This is a genomic window from Streptomyces sp. NPDC127106 (genome assembly GCF_042677605.1).
Lineage (GTDB): Bacteria > Actinomycetota > Actinomycetes > Streptomycetales > Streptomycetaceae > Streptomyces.
In genome coordinates this window covers 1-16,253 of record NZ_JBHXTC010000035.1, presented here as the reverse complement: position 1 = coordinate 16,253, position 16,253 = coordinate 1, and the positions used below count along the sequence as shown (strand labels likewise).

Here is a 16,253-nt window from a genome sequence, read left to right as displayed (position 1 = left end):
ATAGCCGGGATTGCCGCTTTCGGGGACTACGGTCGTCGATTGTGACTTTTCGCCACGGTCTTCGCCCGTTCCACCAGCTGGTCCTGCGCTCGATCGCATTCCGGGCCCGCCGGGTCCTGCGGCCGCTGCGGCAGGAACCGCGTCAGGGCTGCTGTACGGAGGTGTCCGCGGCCTCATCGGCCGGGGCGCCGGCCTGCGCCGGGACGGTGCCCGCCGCGCCGCTGCCGAAAGGGTATTCGCGCAGCTTGCGCCACACCCCGTCCGAGCCCTGCTCGTAGAGCGCGAAGCCGGTGCACGTCCACCCGGCCGCGTAGTCGGCGAGCTCGGCGAAGGCCAGGTCCATCGCCTCCTCGGAGATCCCGTGGGCGACGGTGACGTGCGGGTGGTACGGGAAGGCCAGCTCCCGGTCGAGCGGCCCGGCGGGGTCGCGGACCAGGCCCTGGAGCCGGTTGCAGCCCGCGCCGCCCTCGGCGACCTTCACGAAGACGACCGGGGAGAGCGGGCGGAACGTGCCGGTGCCCTCCAGCCGCATCGCGAAGGGTCCGAACGCGGCCGCGACCTCGGCGAGGTGGGCCCTGACCTCCGGCAGCCGGTCCGTGTCCACCTCGGTGGGCGGGACGAGCGTGACGTGCGTGGGGATGCCGTGCGCGGCGGCGTCCCCGAAGCCGGCGCGCAGCTGCTGGAGCTGGGTGCCGTGCGGCTCCGGGACCGCGATCGAAACGCCGAGCGTTACGGTCCCCACGTATCTCTCCTTGGTCGTCTGTGTGCCGGATGTGTGCGTGCCGTGCCGACCCAGTGTGCGGCCGAGGGCCCCCGGAATGCCAGGGGCCTTCTTCCGCCGCTGCCCCGCCGGTCCTGCGGCGGGGCCGGATCAGTGCTTCGCGGGCAGGAAGCCGAGGCGGTCGTACGCCTGCGCCAGGGTCTCGGCGGCGACCGCGCGGGCCTTCTCCGCGCCCTTGGCCAGGATCGCGTCCAACGTCTCGGGGTCGTCCAGGAATTCCTGGGTCCGCTGCTTGAACGGTGTGACGAAGTCGACCATCACGGCGGCGAGGTCGGTCTTCAGCGCACCGTAGCCCTTGCCCTCGTACCGGGCCTCCAGGGCCGGGACGGTCTCCCCCGTGAGGGTGGAGTAGATCGTGAGCAGGTTGCTGACGCCGGGCTTCTTCTCCGTGTCGAAGCGGATCTCGGTCTCGGTGTCGGTGACCGCGCTCTTGACCTTCTTCTCGGTGGCCTTGGGCTCGTCGAGGAGGTTGATCAGGCCCTTGGGGGACGACGCGGACTTCGACATCTTGATCGCCGGGTCCTGGAGGTCGTAGATCTTCGCGACCTCCTTGACGATGTGCGCGGCGGGGAGGGTGAACGTCTGTCCGAAGCGCTGGTTGAAGCGCTCGGCCAGGTCGCGGGTCAGCTCGATGTGCTGGCGCTGGTCCTCGCCGACGGGGACGGCGTTCGCCTGGTAGAGCAGGATGTCGGCGACCTGGAGGATCGGGTACGTGAACAGGCCGACGCTGGCGGCGTTCACACCGCCCTTGGCGGACTTGTCCTTGAACTGGGTCATCCGGCTGGCCTCGCCGAAGCCGGTGATGCAGTTCATGACCCAGGCGAGCTGCGCGTGCTCGGGGACGTGGCTCTGGACGAAGAGGGTGCAGCGCTCCGGGTCGAGGCCGGCCGCGAGCAGCTGCGCGGCGGAGAGCCGGGTGTTCGCGCGGAGGTCCTTCGGGTCCTGCGGCATGGTGATCGCGTGCAGGTCGACGACCATGTAGAACGCGTCGTGCGTCTCCTGGAGGGCGACGTACTGGCGGATCGCTCCGAGGTAGTTCCCGAGGTGGAACGAACCGGAGGTGGGCTGGATGCCGGAGAGCGCGCGGGGACGATCAGAAGCCATGGCTTCATTCTCTCAGGTGTGCGGGCCGGCGCGGGCCGTTTACTGGCCGGAAGCCGCCCGGTCCGCACGGGGGTGCGACACGGGTCACACCGCCGCGGCCCCGCCCGGCCCGGCCCCCGTCCGCGTACCGGGCAGTAGCCGGGCGGCCGAATCCCCACCCTGCCGAGCGACCGCTTTCGGCCGCCCGGCACGGGCACCGGCACCCCCGGCACCGGCACCGGCGAACCGGTCCGGAGGACGGGGGCCGGGGCGGGGTCAGGACAGCGGCAGGCCGGGGGCCGGGTGGGCGGCCATCAGGTCGGCGACCTCGGCCCGGACCGCGGCCAGGGCCGGCTCGTCGCCGCCCGCGGCGGCGTCCACGGCCCGCGCGATCCAGTCGGCGACCTGCGCCATGTGCTCGGCGGTCAGACCGCGCGAGGTCAGCGACGGCGTGCCGATGCGGATGCCGGACGGGTCGAACGGCTTGCGCGGGTCGAACGGGACCGTGTTGTAGTTCACGACGATGCCCGCCCGGTCCAGCGCCTTCGCCGCGGTCTTGCCCGGAACGCCCTTGCGGGTCAGGTCGATCAGGATCAGGTGGTTGTCGGTACCGCCCGACACCAGGTCGAAACCACGCTCCAGCAGCGCCTCGGCCAGCGCCTTCGCGTTGGCCACCACCGCGTGCGCGTACGCGGTGAACGACGGCTGCGCCGCCTCGTGCAGGGCCACCGCGATGCCCGCCGTCGTCTGGTTGTGCGGGCCGCCCTGGAGGCCGGGGAACACGGCCTTGTCGATGGCCTTGGCGTGCTCCTCGCGGCACATCAGCATCGCGCCGCGCGGGCCGCGCAGGGTCTTGTGCGTGGTGGTGGAGATGACGTCGACGTGGCCGGCCGGGGAGGGGTGGGCCCCGCCCGCGATCAGACCCGCGATGTGGGCGATGTCGGCGACCAGGACCGAGCCCGCCTCCTTCGCGATGGACGCGAAGGCCTCGAAGTCGATCGTGCGGGGCAGTGCGGTGCCGCCACAGAAGATGATCTTCGGGCGTTCGGTCAGCGCGAGGTCGCGCACCGCGTCGTAGTCGATCAGCCCGGTGTCCGCGGAGACCCCGTACTGCACGCCGCGGAACCAGGTGCCCGTCGCCGACACGCCCCAGCCGTGCGTCAGGTGACCACCCATCGGCAGGGCCATGCCCATCACCGTGTCGCCGGGCTGCGCGAAGGCCAGGTACACGGCCAGGTTCGCGGGCGAGCCGGAGTACGGCTGGACGTTGGCGTGGTCCACGCCGAACAGGCCCTTGGCCCGCTCGACGGCCAGTGCCTCGATCCGGTCGACGTTCTGCTGGCCCTCGTAGTAGCGGCGGCCCGGGTAGCCCTCGCTGTACTTGTTCTGCAGGACGGTGCCGGAGGCTTCGAGCACGGCGGCCGACACGTAGTTCTCGCTGGGGATCAGACGGAGCGTCTGCGCCTGGAGCTGTTCCTCGGCGGCGACGAAGGACGCCAGCTCGGGGTCGGTGGCGGTCAGGGCGGGATGGCGGGGCGCGGTCACGGCGGCTCCTCCGGGGTCGATGTCGGTCCTCGTCCCCGCGGGGCCCAGGCGAGCGGCCCCGTATGCGGTCGTGCGCGCGCGACTCCCCCGGAGTTCCTTCTCCGTGCGCCAGTTGTCGTGCGTACCGCCAACCTTAGCGGGCGCGCCACGGGAAAGGTTTCCGCGTCCGGTATACGAGCGACGTATAGCCGTATACAAGGTGACACCACCGTGTCACCGCACCCGGCCCGCTGACGACGATCGGAGACCCCGTGTCGACCACTGCTGATGCCATCGCCGCCGCCGAGGCGCACAGCGCGCACAACTACCACCCGCTGCCCGTCGTCGTGGCGACGGCGGAGGGCGCGTGGATGACCGATGTGGAGGGCCGCCGCTACCTCGACATGCTCGCCGGCTACTCCGCGCTCAACTTCGGCCACGGCAACCGCCGTCTGATCGACGCGGCGCGGGCGCAACTGGAGCGGGTCACGCTGACCTCGCGGGCCTTCCACCACGATCGGTTCGCCGAGTTCTGCACCGCGCTCACCGAGCTGTGCGGCAAGGAGATGGTGCTGCCGATGAACACCGGTGCGGAAGCCGTGGAGACGGCGGTGAAGACCGCCCGGAAGTGGGGGTACGAGGTCAAGGGCGTGCCGGACGGCCACGCCAAGATCGTGGTGGCGTCCGACAACTTCCACGGCCGCACGACGACCATCGTGAGCTTCTCCACCGACCACGAGGCCCGCGACCACTTCGGGCCGTACACCCCGGGCTTCGAGATCGTCCCGTACGGGGACCTCACCGCCCTCGCCCACGCCGTCACGTCCAACACCGTGGCCGTGCTGCTGGAGCCGATCCAGGGCGAGGCCGGCGTGCTGGTGCCGCCGCCCGGCTACCTGCGGGGCGTACGGGAGCTCACGCGCGAGCGGAACGTCCTGTTCATGGCGGACGAGATCCAGTCGGGGCTGGGCCGCACGGGCCGGACCTTCGCCTGCGAGCACGAGGACGTCGTCCCGGACGTCTACGTCCTCGGCAAGGCGCTGGGCGGCGGCGTGGTGCCGGTCTCGGCCGTCGTCGCCGACCGGGACGTGCTCGGCGTCTTCAAGCCCGGCGAGCACGGCTCCACCTTCGGCGGGAACCCGCTGGCCTGCGCGGTCGCCCTGGAGGTCATCGCGATGCTGCGGACGGGCGAGTACCAGCAGCGCGCCGCCGAACTCGGTGACCACCTGCACCGGGAGCTGAACCTGCTGGTCGGCGGGGGCGCGGTGACCGCCGTACGCGGCCGCGGCCTGTGGGCCGGCGTGGACATCGAGCCCGGCCACGGAACGGGCCGGGAGGTCTCGCACCGCCTGATGGAGCGGGGCGTCCTGGTCAAGGACACCCACGGCGCCACGATCCGCATCGCCCCGCCCCTGGTGATCAGCAAGGAGGACCTGGACTGGGGCCTGGACCAGCTCCGCGCGGTCCTCGCCACGGGCTGACGGCCCGTCCCGGCGGGCGGGGCGCGGTGTTCGCCGCGCCCCGGCCGCCGGGACGTCCGCTCAGAGGATGACGTGCGGGATGAAGCGGGCGTACTCGTCCGTGACGGCTCCCGCGGACTCGCGGATGCCGAGGCCCGCCGCTTCCTCCTCGACGACCCACGCGCCGAGCACGACCCGGTTGCCGTCGAAGTCGGGCAGCGGGGCCAGCCCCTGGTAGACGTACCGCTCGCCCGCGGCCGGGGTGAACGGCTCACCGCCCGGGGTGTGCAGGCTGACACCGGCGCCCTCGCGGCCCAGCAGCGGCTTCGCGGCGAAACCGGTGCTCTCCGCCAGCTCGCGGGGGCCGTCGAGGTAGGCGGGCAGGAGGTTGGGGTGCTCGGGGAAGAGCTCCCACAGGATCGCCAGCAGCGCCTTGTTGGACAGCAGCATCTTCCACAGCGGCTCGATCCAGCAGGTGGTGCCGGAGCCGCCGCCCTGGTCGTAGGTGTCCAGGACGTACGGGCCGAACTCGTCGGTGGTCAGCCACTCCCACGGGTAGAGCTTGAAGATGCCGCGGATGAACCGCAGGTGCTGGTCGACGAACCGGCCCGAGAGGGTGTCCCAGCCGATCTGCTCGACGGACAGCGCCTCGGTGTCCAGGCCCGCCTGGTCCGCGGTCTCCTGGAGGTAGGCCACCGTCATCAGGTCCTCGCCGAGCTCGTCGGCCGCGGAGTGCGCGAAGTGCACCGGGCCGGCCGGCAGCAGCTCCGCCTGGCGGCGCCAGGCGTCGACGAGCCGTTCGTGCAGGGAGTTCCACTGGTCGGCGCCGGGAAAGCGCTCCTCCATCCAGAACCACTGCGGACCGGCCGCCTCCACCAGGGAGGTGGGGGTGTCGGCGTTGTACTCCAGCATCTTGGCGGGGCTGCCGGAGCCGTCGTAGCGCAGGTCGAAGCGGCCGTACAGGGAGGGCTGCTCGGCGCGGCGCCGCCAGGACTCGGCGATGAGCGCGGCGAGCTTCGGGTCGGTGATGCCGAGGTCGGCGAAGCGGTCGTGCTCGACGATGTGCGCGGCCGCGGCCAGGCACATGGCATGCAGTTCCTCGACGACGTTCTCCAGCGCCTCGACCTCGGGGAGCGAGAAGGAGTAGTACGCGCTCTCGTCCCAGTACGGGCGCAGGGAGTCGTCGGGGTAGCGGGTGAGGGGGTAGATGAGCCCCTGCTCCTCGACGGTCTTCTGCCAGTCCGGCCGGGGCTCGATGGTGTGGCGCTCCACGGGCTCAGCCGCCGCTGGAGCTGGAGCCGCCGCCGATGCCGCCGGTCTTGACGGCCGACTTGTCGAAGCTTCCGCCGTGGACCCTGTTGTTGGTGACCGAGCCACCGTAGTAGTACGACCCGCGGCCGCCGCTCCTGCACTCCTTGGTGTTGAGCTTCTCCAGGGTCACGCGGTCGGCGCAGCGCTTGTCCGGCTCGCTGCTGCTGCCGCAGGCGACGAGGGCTGCGGCGAGCAGGCCCATGCCGCCGAGGGCGACGCCGCCGGAACGCATGCGTCGGGTGGTGCTGCTACTGCTGCTGTCCATGGCCGACAGCCTAGAACGGGGCATCGAAGGGATGGAATCCGGCCGTCGAAACCGTCACCGAGACTCCATGATCTAGAGTCGATTCGTGCTGATCGGCATGGTTTGCGCGCTCGGGGCGGCGGTCTGCTTCGGCACGGCATCGGTCCTGCAGGCGGTCGGCACGCGCGCGGTCGAGCCCGGATCCGGCTCCGGCGTGGACACCGCCCTGCTGCTGCGCGCCGTGCGCCAGTGGCGCTATCTGGCCGGTCTGGGACTCGACGCGGCCGGGTTCGTGCTCCAGATCGTGGCGCTGCGGCACATCCCGATCTACGCGGTGGGCGCCGCCCTGGCGGCGAGCCTCGCGGTGACGGCGGTGGTCGCGGCGCGGATGCTGCGGATGCGGCTGAGCGCGGCGGAGTGGTCCGCGGTGGGGGTGGTGTGCGCGGGGCTCGCGATGCTGGGGCTGTCCGCGGGCGGGGAAGGATCCGGGCAGGGGTCTTTCGCGCTGGAGCTGGGCCTGCTGCTGACCGCGGGCGGGGTGCTGGCCGTCGGCGCGCTGTGCGGCGGCCTGCCGGACCGGCCGCGGGCGCTGGTCCTGGGGCTGGCCTCCGGGACGGGGTTCGGGGTGGTGGAGGTGGCGGTCCGCCTCATCGACGGCTTCTCCCCGGCCGAGCTGCGCAACCCGGCCCTGTACGCCCTGCTGCTCGGCGGCGGCGCCGCGTTCCTTCTGCTGACCTCGGCGCTGCAGCGCGGCTCGGTCACGGCGGCCACGGCGGGGATGGTGCTCGGGGAAACGGTCGGCCCGGCGGTGGTCGGGGTCGTCTGGCTCGGGGACCGCACCCGCGAGGGCCTGGCCTGGCTGGCGGTCCTCGGCTTCGTCGTGGCGGTGGCGGGCGCCCTGGCGCTGGCCCGCTTCGGTGAACTCCCGACCCCGGGACCGGACCCGGATCCCGCGGCGGGGACCGCCCCGTAGCGGCGCCGCCGGAGCCGCCGCCGGGCCGGCGGGGCAGAGCGGTCGGGCCGGGGCGCCGGGCCGGGCGACGGGCCGGGCGACGGGCCGGGGGCGACAGGCCGGGCGACGGGCCGGGGGCGACAGGCCGGGCGACGGGCCGGGGGTGACGGGCCGGGGCGCCGGGCCGGGCGACGGGCCGGGGCGTCAGGGCAGGGTGGACACCAGGGCTGCCAGGCTCCCGGACCAGGCGCTCGTCGACGGGGTGCCGTAGCCGACGACCAGGGCCTCCCGCGGCGGCTCCACCGCGTCCGGATGGGCGTAGCGCGACAGGGTCTCCAGGGCCAGGTCGTGCCAGGCCGCCGCCCGCAGCACCGCCCCCTGCGTTCCCTCGGGGAGGTCCAGCACCGCGTGCAGGCCCGCCGCGATGCCCGAGACGGCGACCCGCCCCGACACCGCCGCCAGCAGCTCGTCCCGGCGGCGCCGGTAGCGCAGCCGCATGCCGCGCACGTGGCGGTCGTACGCCCCCGACCGGATGAACTCCGCCAGGGTCAGCTGGTCCGGGGCGCTCGACGCCCAGTCGAACCGCCCCTTCGCCGCGAGGACCTCCTCCAGCAGCCCCAGCGGCACCACCATCCAGCCCATCCGCAGCCCCGGCGCCAGGGACTTGCTCGCCGTGCCGAGGTACACCACCCGGTCGGGGTCGAGCCCCTGCAGGGCGCCGACCTGCTGGCGGTCGTAGCGGAACTCCCCGTCGTAGTCGTCCTCCAGGATCAGCCCGCCCGTGGTGCGGGCCCAGTTGACCGCCGCCGCCCGCCGGGACGCCGTCAGCGCCACCCCGGTCGGGAACTGGTGGGCCGGCGTGAGCAGCACCGCCCCCGCCTCGCCCGCGGACAGCTCCGGGGTGCACGCCCCGGCCCCGTCCACCGTCAGCGGAGCCGTCCGCAGCCCCGCCCCGGTGAGCAGCTCGCGGTGCACGTCCAGGCTGTACCCCTCGACCGCCACCTCCCGTACCCGGCGCTCCCGCAGCACCCGCGCCAGCAACGACAGCGCGTGCACGAAGCCGGAGCACAGCACGATCCGGTCCGGGTCCGTGTACACCCCGCGGGCCCGCGCCAGATAGCCGGCCAGTGCCTCGCGCAGCTCGACCCGGCCGCGCGGGTCGAACCCGTAGCCGAACGCCTCGTTCGGGGCGTCCGTCAGCGCCCTCCGGGCCGCCGACAGCCAGGCCGCGCGCGGGAACCCGCCCAGGTCCGGGGTGCCGGCCAGCAGGCTGTACGCGGGTCCCCGTCGTGCCGGGGGCCGGACGCGGGCGGCCGCGGCCGCGGGCCGGCGGGGCCGGGCGCGTTCCGCGACCCGGGTGCCCGAGCCCTGGCGGGCCGTGAGCCAGCCCTCGGCGACGAGCTCGGCGTACGCCTCCGCGACCGTGTTGCGCGCGATGCCGAGGTTCGCGGCGAGCGACCGCGAGGACGGCAGCCGGGTCCCGGGCGCGAGCCGCCCGCTGCGCGCCGCCTCGCGCAACGCCTCGGAGAGACCGGCCCGCAAGCCGCGCCCGGCGGAGAGGTCCAGATGCAGGTCGGCGCCGAAAGTGGCCCACGAATCCGTCATGGATATGGACCATATCGGCGGGCCGCCTGCTCCGTAGGCTGGGTTCATGACCACTCACGAGCACACCAACGAAGCCGGACCCGCCTATGCCGACGAGCACACCCCGCGCATGAACCTGGCCCAGCAGGTGCCGGACGTCTACAAGGCCGTCCTCAACCTGGAGATGGCCACGCGCAGGGGGATGGACCCGGTCCTGTTGGAACTGGTCAAGATCCGCGCCTCGCAGCTCAACCACTGCGCGTTCTGCATCGACATGCACACGAAGGACGCGCTCGCGGCGGGCGAGAGCGTGCAGCGGATCGTCCAGCTCAGCGCCTGGGAGGAGTCGCGGCACTTCTACACCGAGAAGGAGATCGCCGCGATCGAGCTGACCGAGGCGGTGACCGTGCTGACGGACGGTTTCGTGCCGGACGAGGTGTACGAGAAGGCCGCGAAGCACTTCGAGGAGAAGGAGCTCGCCCAGCTGATCACTGCGATCGCGACGATCAACGTGTGGAACCGCCTCGCCGTCACCACCCGTATGGTCCCGGGCCACTACACGCCGGGCAAGCACCGCTGAAGCACCCGCAACGGGGGACGGCGAGGGCCCCGGCGCACACGCTGTGCGCCGGGGCCCTCGCCGTGGTCAGACTCAGATGAGGCCGAGCTCGCGGACCGCGTCGCGCTCCTCGGAGAGCTCCTGGACGGACGCGTCGATGCGCGCACGGGAGAACTCGTTGATGTCCAGGCCCTGGACGATCTCGTACGTACCGTCCTTGCAGACGACCGGGAAGGAGGAGATGAGGCCCTCCGGGACGCCGTAGGAGCCGTCCGACGGGATGCCCATGGAGGTCCAGTCGCCCTCGGCGGTGCCGTTGACCCAGGTGTGGACGTGGTCGATGGCGGCGTTGGCGGCGGAGGCGGCCGAGGACGCGCCACGGGCCTCGATGATCGCGGCGCCGCGCTTGGCGACGGTCGGGATGAAGGTGTCGGCCAGCCACTGCTCGTCGGCCACGACCTCGGCGGCGTTCTTGCCGGCGATCTCCGCGTGGAAGATGTCCGGGTACTGGGTGGCGGAGTGGTTGCCCCAGATCGTCAGGCGCTTGATGTCGGAGACGGCGGCACCGGTCTTGGCGGCCAGCTGCGAGATCGCGCGGTTGTGGTCCAGGCGGGTCATCGCGGTGAAGCGCTCCGCCGGTACGTCCGGGGCGGCCGACTGGGCGATCAGGGCGTTGGTGTTGGCCGGGTTGCCGACGACGAGGACCTTGATGTCGTCCGCGGCGTGGTCATTGATGGCCTTGCCCTGCGGCTTGAAGATGCCGCCGTTGGCGGAGAGCAGGTCGCCGCGCTCCATGCCCGCGGTGCGGGGGCGGGCGCCGACGAGCAGGGCGACGTTCGCACCCTCGAAGCCCTTGTTCGGGTCGTCGAAGATGTCGATGCCCTTCAGCAGCGGGAAGGCGCAGTCTTCGAGCTCCATGGCCGTGCCCTCAGCGGCCTTCATGCCCTGGGGGATCTCCAGCAGGCGGAGCTTGACCGGCACGTCCGCGCCGAGCAGGTGACCGGAGGCGATGCGGAAGAGCAGCGCGTAGCCGATCTGGCCGGCGGCGCCGGTGACGGTGACATTCACAGGAGTGCGGGTCATGGCCTTCTCCGTTAGACAGCTGGCGGTGGGGCGTCCCCGCCCCATGTGCTGGCGGACGCCGCTTCCCTGCGAATCTTGACGTGAAGAGACATCCGGCGTCAGGCTATCCGACTCCCAAGCACCCCAACCCCCCGGTCCGTGTGGTCCGTGGCACACGGACCGGGAGTTCGAAGGCGAGCGGGCGTACACGCCCCCGCAATTCGCCCGCCCGGCTCATCCGGACGGGTGGATCCGGTGGATCCGGGGAGCCGGACGGGGCCCTCAGCGGACGGTGAAGCGGACCGCGTCCTCCAGGAACGGGACCTCCAGCCACGGCTTGGGCTCGACCACCAGCGCGAGCAGCGTGATCGCGAGGCCCAGCAGCCCGTACGTGATCATGTCCGTGAACCGGGAGCGCACGGCGAGCATGCCCACGTCCGGCAGGGCGCGCCGCAGCACGGAAGCGGCGATCAGGGCCGCGCCGATCACCAGGCAGCCGACCCGCGCCTGGCCCAGCGCGGTGAGCAGCAGCCCGATCGCGGTCGCGGCGAGCACGCTGAGCATCGGCCACTGACGGGCCGCGAGCGCGTCCCCCGGAGCGGCCCGGCCCGCGCCCTCGGGGCGGGCCGTGTCCTGGGTGACCGCGGGGAAGCGGCGCGACCTCGGCGCCTGCGCCGCCGCCTCCTCGGCACCGGCGTCGGCCCCGGCGTCGGCGTTGGCTCCGGCGTGGGCGTCGGCTCCGGCGCGGCCGTTGGCTCCGGCGCGGGTCCCGGCCGCGGGCGCGGTCTTGGCGCCGGTCTCGGTCCCGCTCCCGGCCTCGGTCGCGGCCTCGGTCGCGGCCTCGGTCGCGTCGGCGGCTCCGGACGCGGCCTCGGCGCCCGCTTCGGGTTCGGCGTCGTGCTCAGCCCGCACTGGTCGCCGTCCGCTCGGCCGCCTCGACGACGTTGACGAGGAGCTGGGCGCGGGTCATCGGGCCGACACCGCCCGGGTTCGGGGAGATCCACGCGGCGACCTCGGCGACGCCGGGGTGCACGTCGCCGACGATCTTGCCGTTCTCGTCGCGGCTGACGCCCACGTCGAGGACGGCCGCGCCGGGCTTGACGTCCTCCGGCTTGACCAGGTGCGGGACGCCGGCCGCCGCGACGACGATGTCGGCGTGGCGCAGGATCCCGGACAGGTCGCGGGTACCGGTGTGGCACAGGGTCACGGTGGCGTTCTCGGACTTGCGGGTCAGCAGCAGGCCGATCGAGCGGCCGACCGTGATGCCGCGGCCGACGACCACGACGTGGGCGCCGTTGATCTCCACGCCGTGGTGGCGCAGCAGCTCGACGATGCCGTAAGGGGTGCAGGGCAGCGGTCCCGGCTCGTTCAGGACCAACCGGCCCAGCGACATCGGGTGCAGGCCGTCGGCGTCCTTCTCCGGGTCCATCAGCTCCAGCACGCGGTTGGTGTCGATGCCCTTGGGCAACGGGAGTTGGACGATGTAGCCGGTGCAGGCCGGGTCCTCGTTCAGCTCGCGGACGACCGCCTCGATCTCCTCCTGGGTGGCCGTGGCGGGCAGTTCGCGCCGGATGGACTCGATGCCGACCTCGGCGCAGTCCTTGTGCTTTCCGTTGACGTACCAGCGGCTGCCCGGGTCGTCGCCGACCAGCAGGGTGCCGAGTCCGGGGGTGACGCCCCGGGCCTTGAGGGCCGCCACACGGGCGGTCAGTTCGGACTTGATCGCGGCCGCGGTGGCCTTGCCGTCGAGAATCTGGGCGGTCATGCTTCCATCCTCCCGGATGGAGCGGCCCCGGTTCCACTCAAGGGGCCGCCGTACGGTCACAGGCTTGAACCAATCGTTGCACTTGCACAACAAGTGACGGTGCGGTCGCAATAGCCGCTGGACAAGTCGGGCCCGGTCGGCCGACGATGAGCAAAAAGAGTGCCGCGGGCAGTGCCGGGGGGCGGGCCGCAACAGCATGACCACCTCCGTGCGTGCCGTGCGTCCCCGCACTTCCACGGAGGAACACCCCAAGATGAGCTTCGGTGACCCGAACAACCCGTACGGGCAGCAGCCGCAGGGCCAGCCCGGTTACGGCTACCCGCAGCAGGCCCCGCAGGGCTACCCGCAGCAGGGTGGCTACGCCTACCCGCAGCAGCCCCAGCAGGGCGGCTACGCCTACCCGGCCGGCCCCGGCGGCTACCCGGGCATGCCGATGCAGATGCCCGGCCTGCTGAAGACCGCGCGCGTGTTCCTCTACATCATCGCGGGCCTCCAGCTGATCGTCGGCGTCTTCGCCCTGCTGGGCGCCGCCTTCCTCTCCAGCAGCGACTCGCTCGGCAGCAGCTCCTCCGGCGACGCTGCGGCCGGCGTGATCGCGGCCATCGCCCTGGTCTCCATCGCACTCGCCGTCTGGGCGATCGTGCTCGCCGCGAAGTTCGCCAAGGGCGGCAACGGCGTGCGCATCACGACGATCGTGTACTCCGTGTTGTTCATCCTGAGCAGCCTGGGCAACTTCGCCAACCTCGCGGGCAGCGAGGCCTCCCCCGGCTCCATGGTGGGCGGCGTGGTCGGCCTGGCCATCGGCGTGCTGGTCCTGGTCGCGGCCGTCAACAAGGATTCGGTCGCCTGGTTCAACCGCCCGCGGTACTGAGCCCGGCGGGGAGTTTCCCCGTACGCAGGCACGTGGCAACAGCGGCGAAGGCCGCGTCCCGCAGGGTTGCGGGGCGCGGCCTTCGCCGTGTGTGCCGTTGCTCAGTGGAAGAAGTGGCGGGTGCCGGTGAAGTACATGGTCACACCCGCCGCCTTCGCGGCTTCGACGACCTGCTCGTCACGGACCGAACCGCCAGGCTGCACCACGGCCTTGACGCCCGCTCCGGTCAGGATCTCCAGCCCGTCCGGGAACGGGAAGAAGGCGTCGGACGCGGCGTACGAGCCCTGCGCGCGCTCGGCGCCGGCCCGCTCGACGGCCAGCTTGGCCGAGTCCACGCGGTTGACCTGGCCCATGCCGACACCCACCGAGGCGCCGTCCTTGGCGAGCAGGATCGCGTTGGACTTCACGGCCCGGCAGGCCTTCCACGCGAAGGCGAGCTCGGCGAGCTCCTCCGGGGCGAGGGCCTCGCCGGTGGCCAGCGTCCAGTTCTTCGGGTCGTCGCCCTCGGCCTGGAACACGTCGCTCTGCTGGAGCACCGCACCGCCCGAGATCGGCTTGAGGTCGCCGGGCTGGTGCGGGCTGCCGTCGACGCGCAGGACGCGGATGTTCTTCTTCTTGGCCAGGATCGCGAGCGCGCCCTCCTCGTAGGCGGGGGCGGCGATGACCTCGGTGAAGATCTCCGCGACCTGCTCGGCGAGCTGGACGGTCACCGGGCGGTTGACGGCGATGACGCCGCCGAAGGCCGACAGCGGGTCGCAGGCGTGGGCCTTGCGGTGCGCCTCGGCCACGTCCGCGCCGATCGCGATGCCGCACGGGTTGGCGTGCTTGATGATCGCGACGCAGGGCTCGTCGTGGTCGTAGGCGGCCCGGCGGGCGGCCTCGGTGTCCACGTAGTTGTTGAAGGACATCTCCTTGCCGTGCAGCTGCTCGGCGTTGGCGAGCCCGCCCGGCTGCCCGTCGGAGTAGAGGGCCGCGGCCTGGTGCGGGTTCTCGCCGTAGCGCAGGACGGCCTTGCGGTCCCAGGCGCCGGCCAGGAACTCGGGCAGCACGGCCTCCGGCTCCGGGGCGTACGCGCTCGTGAACCAGGAGGCCACGGCGACGTCGTACGCGGCGGTGTGCTGGAAGGCCTCGGCCGCCAGCCGCTTGCGGGCGTCGAGGTCGAAGCCGCCGGCCCGGACGGCGGCGAGGACGTCGGCGTACCGGGCCGGGCTGGTGACGACGGCGACGGACGGGTGGTTCTTCGCGGCGGCGCGCACCATGGACGGGCCGCCGATGTCGATCTGCTCGACGCACTCGTCGGGGGTGGCGCCCGAGGCGACGGTCTCCCGGAACGGGTAGAGGTTGACGACCACCAGGTCGAAGGGCTCGACGCCCAGCTCGGCGAGCTGGCGCTGGTGGTCCTCCAGACGCAGGTCGGCGAGGATGCCGGCGTGGACGCGCGGGTGCAGGGTCTTGACGCGGCCGTCGAGGCACTCGGGGAACCCGGTCAGCTCCTCCACCTTGGTGACGGGCACGCCGGCGTCGGCGATGCGGGAAGCAGTGGAGCCGGTGGAGACGAGGGAGACACCCGCCTCGTGCAGGCCGCGGGCCAGCTCCTCCAGTCCCGTCTTGTCGTAGACGCTGACGAGGGCGCGCCGGATCGGTCGCTTCGACGAGGTGGTGCTGCTCTCTGCGGCGGTCACTGGATCGTTACCTTTCGTCCCTCAATGCGGTAGCCGTGCCGGGCCAGGCGCCCCACGACATCGACGAGCAGCTGGCGCTCGACTTCCTTGATGCGCTCATGGAGAGCGGCTTCGTCCTCCTCGTCCCTGACCTCGACCACACCCTGGGCGATGATCGGGCCGGTGTCCACGCCCGCGTCCACGAAGTGGACGGTGCAGCCGGTGACCTTCACCCCGTACGCGAGGGCGTCCCGGACGCCGTGGGCTCCGGGAAAGGCCGGGAGGAGGGCGGGATGGGTGTTGACGATGCGACCGCCGAAGCGGTCGAGGAACGCCTCGCCCAGGAGCTTCATGAACCCGGCGGACACGACGAGGTCCGGTGCGTACGCGTCGGTCGCCTCGGTGAGCGCGACGTCCCACTCGGCACGGCTCGCGTGGGCCTTGACCGGGCACACGAAGGTGGGGATCCCGGCCTTCTCGGCCCGTTCGAGGCCGGCGATGTTGTCCCGGTCGGCCCCCACGGCGACGACTTCGGCCCCGAAGCCCTCGGTTCCGCCGGGATGGGCGTCGATGGCGTCGAGCAGGGCCTGGAGGTTGGTGCCGGAGCCGGAAACCAGCACGACCAGGCGGGAGGCGGCCATGGGAGGCCCTTTCTCACGGAGATCGTCGTTCGTCTTGTGCGGTCATACAAAACTTCGGTGCCCTGTTTTACGGGGAACCCTACGAAGCCACCGACCGCACGCAACGATACCGGCACACGGGACGGCCCCCGCGGGACGGGGGGACGGCCGAGGGGTAGCGTCTGGGATACAAGCCGCGAACGGCGCGGTGCGAGGGGGGCCGCGCAACCCCCCGACACACCCCGCACGACCACCCGCGACGCATTTCGACGCCGCCGCCCCGGCCCCGGCCGGACGCGGCGGCGTCCACGACACAGGGGAAGTAACGCACTCGATGCCGGACCGCCGCCAGCCCGACTCCTCCACCGACGACAACCCCTTCGCGGCTCCCCCGGAGGGCCGGCCCGACCAGCCGTGGCAGCCGCGCGGCAACGGCGGCCGCCCGGGCCAGGACCCGGGGTCCGGGCCGGGGGGACCCGGCGGACCCGGCGGACCGGCGCGCTGGGACCCGACGGACCCGGTCCAGCGGCGCGCCCGCTACGCGCTGCTCGCCGGCATGTGGGGCTTCTTCTTCGGGATCTTCGGGATCCCGTCGGTCGGACTGCTGCTCGGCGCGCTCGCGGTGTACTGGGGGATCAGCGGCCTGCGCGGCCGGCCCGCGCCGGTCGGGCCGGACACGGCCACTGCCGGGGCCGCGCGGGGCGCCGCGGGCGGCGGGGGGGGGGGGCGGCCCGGGGGGGGGGGGGATACAGAAACCGCGACCCCCCCCCCCACCA

Annotated in this window: 15 protein-coding genes and 1 pseudogene; 5 read left to right on the top strand and 11 right to left on the bottom strand. The window is 72.8% G+C overall.

Annotated features, from left to right (window positions below):
* Positions 1–142 precede the first annotated feature (142 nt).
* The 3 genes from ACFVGY_RS25465 to glyA form a co-directional block, all read right to left on the bottom strand.
* Positions 143–742, bottom strand: a complete 600-nt coding sequence (locus ACFVGY_RS25465; RefSeq protein WP_385681086.1) for a 2'-5' RNA ligase family protein — start codon at positions 740–742, stop codon at positions 143–145.
* A gap of 129 nt (positions 743–871) precedes the next feature.
* Complete coding sequence (gene trpS, locus ACFVGY_RS25460) at positions 872–1,885, bottom strand: tryptophan--tRNA ligase (RefSeq protein ID WP_385681084.1); 1,014 nt, start codon at positions 1,883–1,885, stop codon at positions 872–874.
* Positions 1,886–2,140: 255 nt separating this feature from the next.
* Entirely contained in the window at positions 2,141–3,409 is a 1,269-nt protein-coding gene (glyA, locus tag ACFVGY_RS25455; RefSeq protein WP_385681082.1) for a serine hydroxymethyltransferase, read from the bottom strand.
* A 251-nt stretch (positions 3,410–3,660) separates the two neighbouring features.
* Between glyA and rocD the strand changes: the two genes are divergently transcribed.
* Positions 3,661–4,869 carry an ornithine--oxo-acid transaminase gene (gene rocD, locus ACFVGY_RS25450; RefSeq protein WP_385681080.1) on the top strand — a complete coding sequence of 403 codons (1,209 nt, stop codon included), beginning with the start codon at positions 3,661–3,663 and terminating at the stop codon, positions 4,867–4,869.
* A 60-nt stretch (positions 4,870–4,929) separates the two neighbouring features.
* Here rocD and ACFVGY_RS25445 read toward each other — a convergent pair whose 3' ends face one another.
* Positions 4,930–6,120, bottom strand: a complete 1,191-nt coding sequence (locus ACFVGY_RS25445; RefSeq protein ID WP_385681078.1) for a glutathionylspermidine synthase family protein — start codon at positions 6,118–6,120, stop codon at positions 4,930–4,932.
* Between the two features lie 4 nt (positions 6,121–6,124).
* Positions 6,125–6,424: a hypothetical protein gene (locus ACFVGY_RS25440; RefSeq protein WP_385681076.1), complete on the bottom strand. Its 300-nt coding sequence runs from the start codon at positions 6,422–6,424 to the stop codon at positions 6,125–6,127.
* A 97-nt stretch (positions 6,425–6,521) separates the two neighbouring features.
* On the opposite strand from ACFVGY_RS25440, the gene ACFVGY_RS25435 reads away from it, so the two are divergent.
* Positions 6,522–7,376 carry a hypothetical protein gene (locus ACFVGY_RS25435; RefSeq protein WP_385681187.1) on the top strand — a complete coding sequence of 285 codons (855 nt, stop codon included), beginning with the start codon at positions 6,522–6,524 and terminating at the stop codon, positions 7,374–7,376.
* 183 nt (positions 7,377–7,559) lie between these two features.
* On the opposite strand, the gene ACFVGY_RS25430 is transcribed toward ACFVGY_RS25435, so the two are convergent.
* Positions 7,560–8,960, bottom strand: a complete 1,401-nt coding sequence (locus tag ACFVGY_RS25430) for a PLP-dependent aminotransferase family protein (RefSeq protein ID WP_385681074.1) — start codon at positions 8,958–8,960, stop codon at positions 7,560–7,562.
* A gap of 46 nt (positions 8,961–9,006) precedes the next feature.
* Here ACFVGY_RS25430 and ACFVGY_RS25425 point away from each other — a divergent pair, with 46 nt between their 5' ends.
* Positions 9,007–9,519, top strand: a complete 513-nt coding sequence (locus tag ACFVGY_RS25425) for a carboxymuconolactone decarboxylase family protein (protein ID WP_385681072.1) — start codon at positions 9,007–9,009, stop codon at positions 9,517–9,519.
* Between the two features lie 72 nt (positions 9,520–9,591).
* On the opposite strand, the gene ACFVGY_RS25420 is transcribed toward ACFVGY_RS25425, so the two are convergent.
* The 3 genes from ACFVGY_RS25420 to ACFVGY_RS25410 form a co-directional block, all read right to left on the bottom strand.
* Positions 9,592–10,581: a malate dehydrogenase gene (locus tag ACFVGY_RS25420; RefSeq protein ID WP_385681070.1), complete on the bottom strand. Its 990-nt coding sequence runs from the start codon at positions 10,579–10,581 to the stop codon at positions 9,592–9,594.
* Positions 10,582–10,842: 261 nt separating this feature from the next.
* Positions 10,843–11,472 (bottom strand): DUF3017 domain-containing protein, encoded by a 630-nt coding sequence (locus ACFVGY_RS25415; protein WP_385681068.1) that lies wholly within the window; start codon positions 11,470–11,472, stop codon positions 10,843–10,845.
* Positions 11,462–12,325 carry a bifunctional methylenetetrahydrofolate dehydrogenase/methenyltetrahydrofolate cyclohydrolase gene (locus ACFVGY_RS25410; RefSeq protein WP_179175100.1) on the bottom strand — a complete coding sequence of 288 codons (864 nt, stop codon included), beginning with the start codon at positions 12,323–12,325 and terminating at the stop codon, positions 11,462–11,464. Before ACFVGY_RS25410 ends, ACFVGY_RS25415 begins: the two co-directional genes overlap by 11 nt.
* A gap of 253 nt (positions 12,326–12,578) precedes the next feature.
* Here ACFVGY_RS25410 and ACFVGY_RS25405 point away from each other — a divergent pair, with 253 nt between their 5' ends.
* Positions 12,579–13,196 (top strand): hypothetical protein, encoded by a 618-nt coding sequence (locus ACFVGY_RS25405; protein ID WP_385681066.1) that lies wholly within the window; start codon positions 12,579–12,581, stop codon positions 13,194–13,196.
* Between the two features lie 101 nt (positions 13,197–13,297).
* Here ACFVGY_RS25405 and purH read toward each other — a convergent pair whose 3' ends face one another.
* Both purH and purN read right to left on the bottom strand, forming a co-directional pair.
* Complete coding sequence (gene purH, locus ACFVGY_RS25400; RefSeq protein WP_385681064.1) at positions 13,298–14,878, bottom strand: bifunctional phosphoribosylaminoimidazolecarboxamide formyltransferase/IMP cyclohydrolase; 1,581 nt, start codon at positions 14,876–14,878, stop codon at positions 13,298–13,300.
* Positions 14,875–15,498: a phosphoribosylglycinamide formyltransferase gene (gene purN / locus ACFVGY_RS25395; protein ID WP_385681062.1), complete on the bottom strand. Its 624-nt coding sequence runs from the start codon at positions 15,496–15,498 to the stop codon at positions 14,875–14,877. The genes purH and purN overlap by 4 nt, the downstream gene beginning before the upstream one ends.
* Before the next feature lie 313 nt (positions 15,499–15,811).
* Here purN and ACFVGY_RS25390 point away from each other — a divergent pair.
* Positions 15,812–16,253, top strand: a pseudogene (locus ACFVGY_RS25390) (hypothetical protein); the annotation flags it as partial.

Coding starts and splice junctions, on each gene's coding strand:
- ACFVGY_RS25440 (WP_385681076.1), bottom strand. CDS start 6,424: ATGGACAGCAGCAGTAGCAGCACCACCCGACGCATGCGTTCCGGCGGC.
- ACFVGY_RS25435 (WP_385681187.1), top strand. CDS start 6,522: ATGGTTTGCGCGCTCGGGGCGGCGGTCTGCTTCGGCACGGCATCGGTC.
- ACFVGY_RS25420 (WP_385681070.1), bottom strand. CDS start 10,581: ATGACCCGCACTCCTGTGAATGTCACCGTCACCGGCGCCGCCGGCCAG.
- ACFVGY_RS25410 (WP_179175100.1), bottom strand. CDS start 12,325: ATGACCGCCCAGATTCTCGACGGCAAGGCCACCGCGGCCGCGATCAAG.
- ACFVGY_RS25405 (WP_385681066.1), top strand. CDS start 12,579: ATGAGCTTCGGTGACCCGAACAACCCGTACGGGCAGCAGCCGCAGGGC.
- ACFVGY_RS25425 (WP_385681072.1), top strand. CDS start 9,007: ATGACCACTCACGAGCACACCAACGAAGCCGGACCCGCCTATGCCGAC.
- trpS (WP_385681084.1), bottom strand. CDS start 1,885: ATGGCTTCTGATCGTCCCCGCGCGCTCTCCGGCATCCAGCCCACCTCC.
- purN (WP_385681062.1), bottom strand. CDS start 15,498: ATGGCCGCCTCCCGCCTGGTCGTGCTGGTTTCCGGCTCCGGCACCAAC.
- ACFVGY_RS25430 (WP_385681074.1), bottom strand. CDS start 8,960: ATGACGGATTCGTGGGCCACTTTCGGCGCCGACCTGCATCTGGACCTC.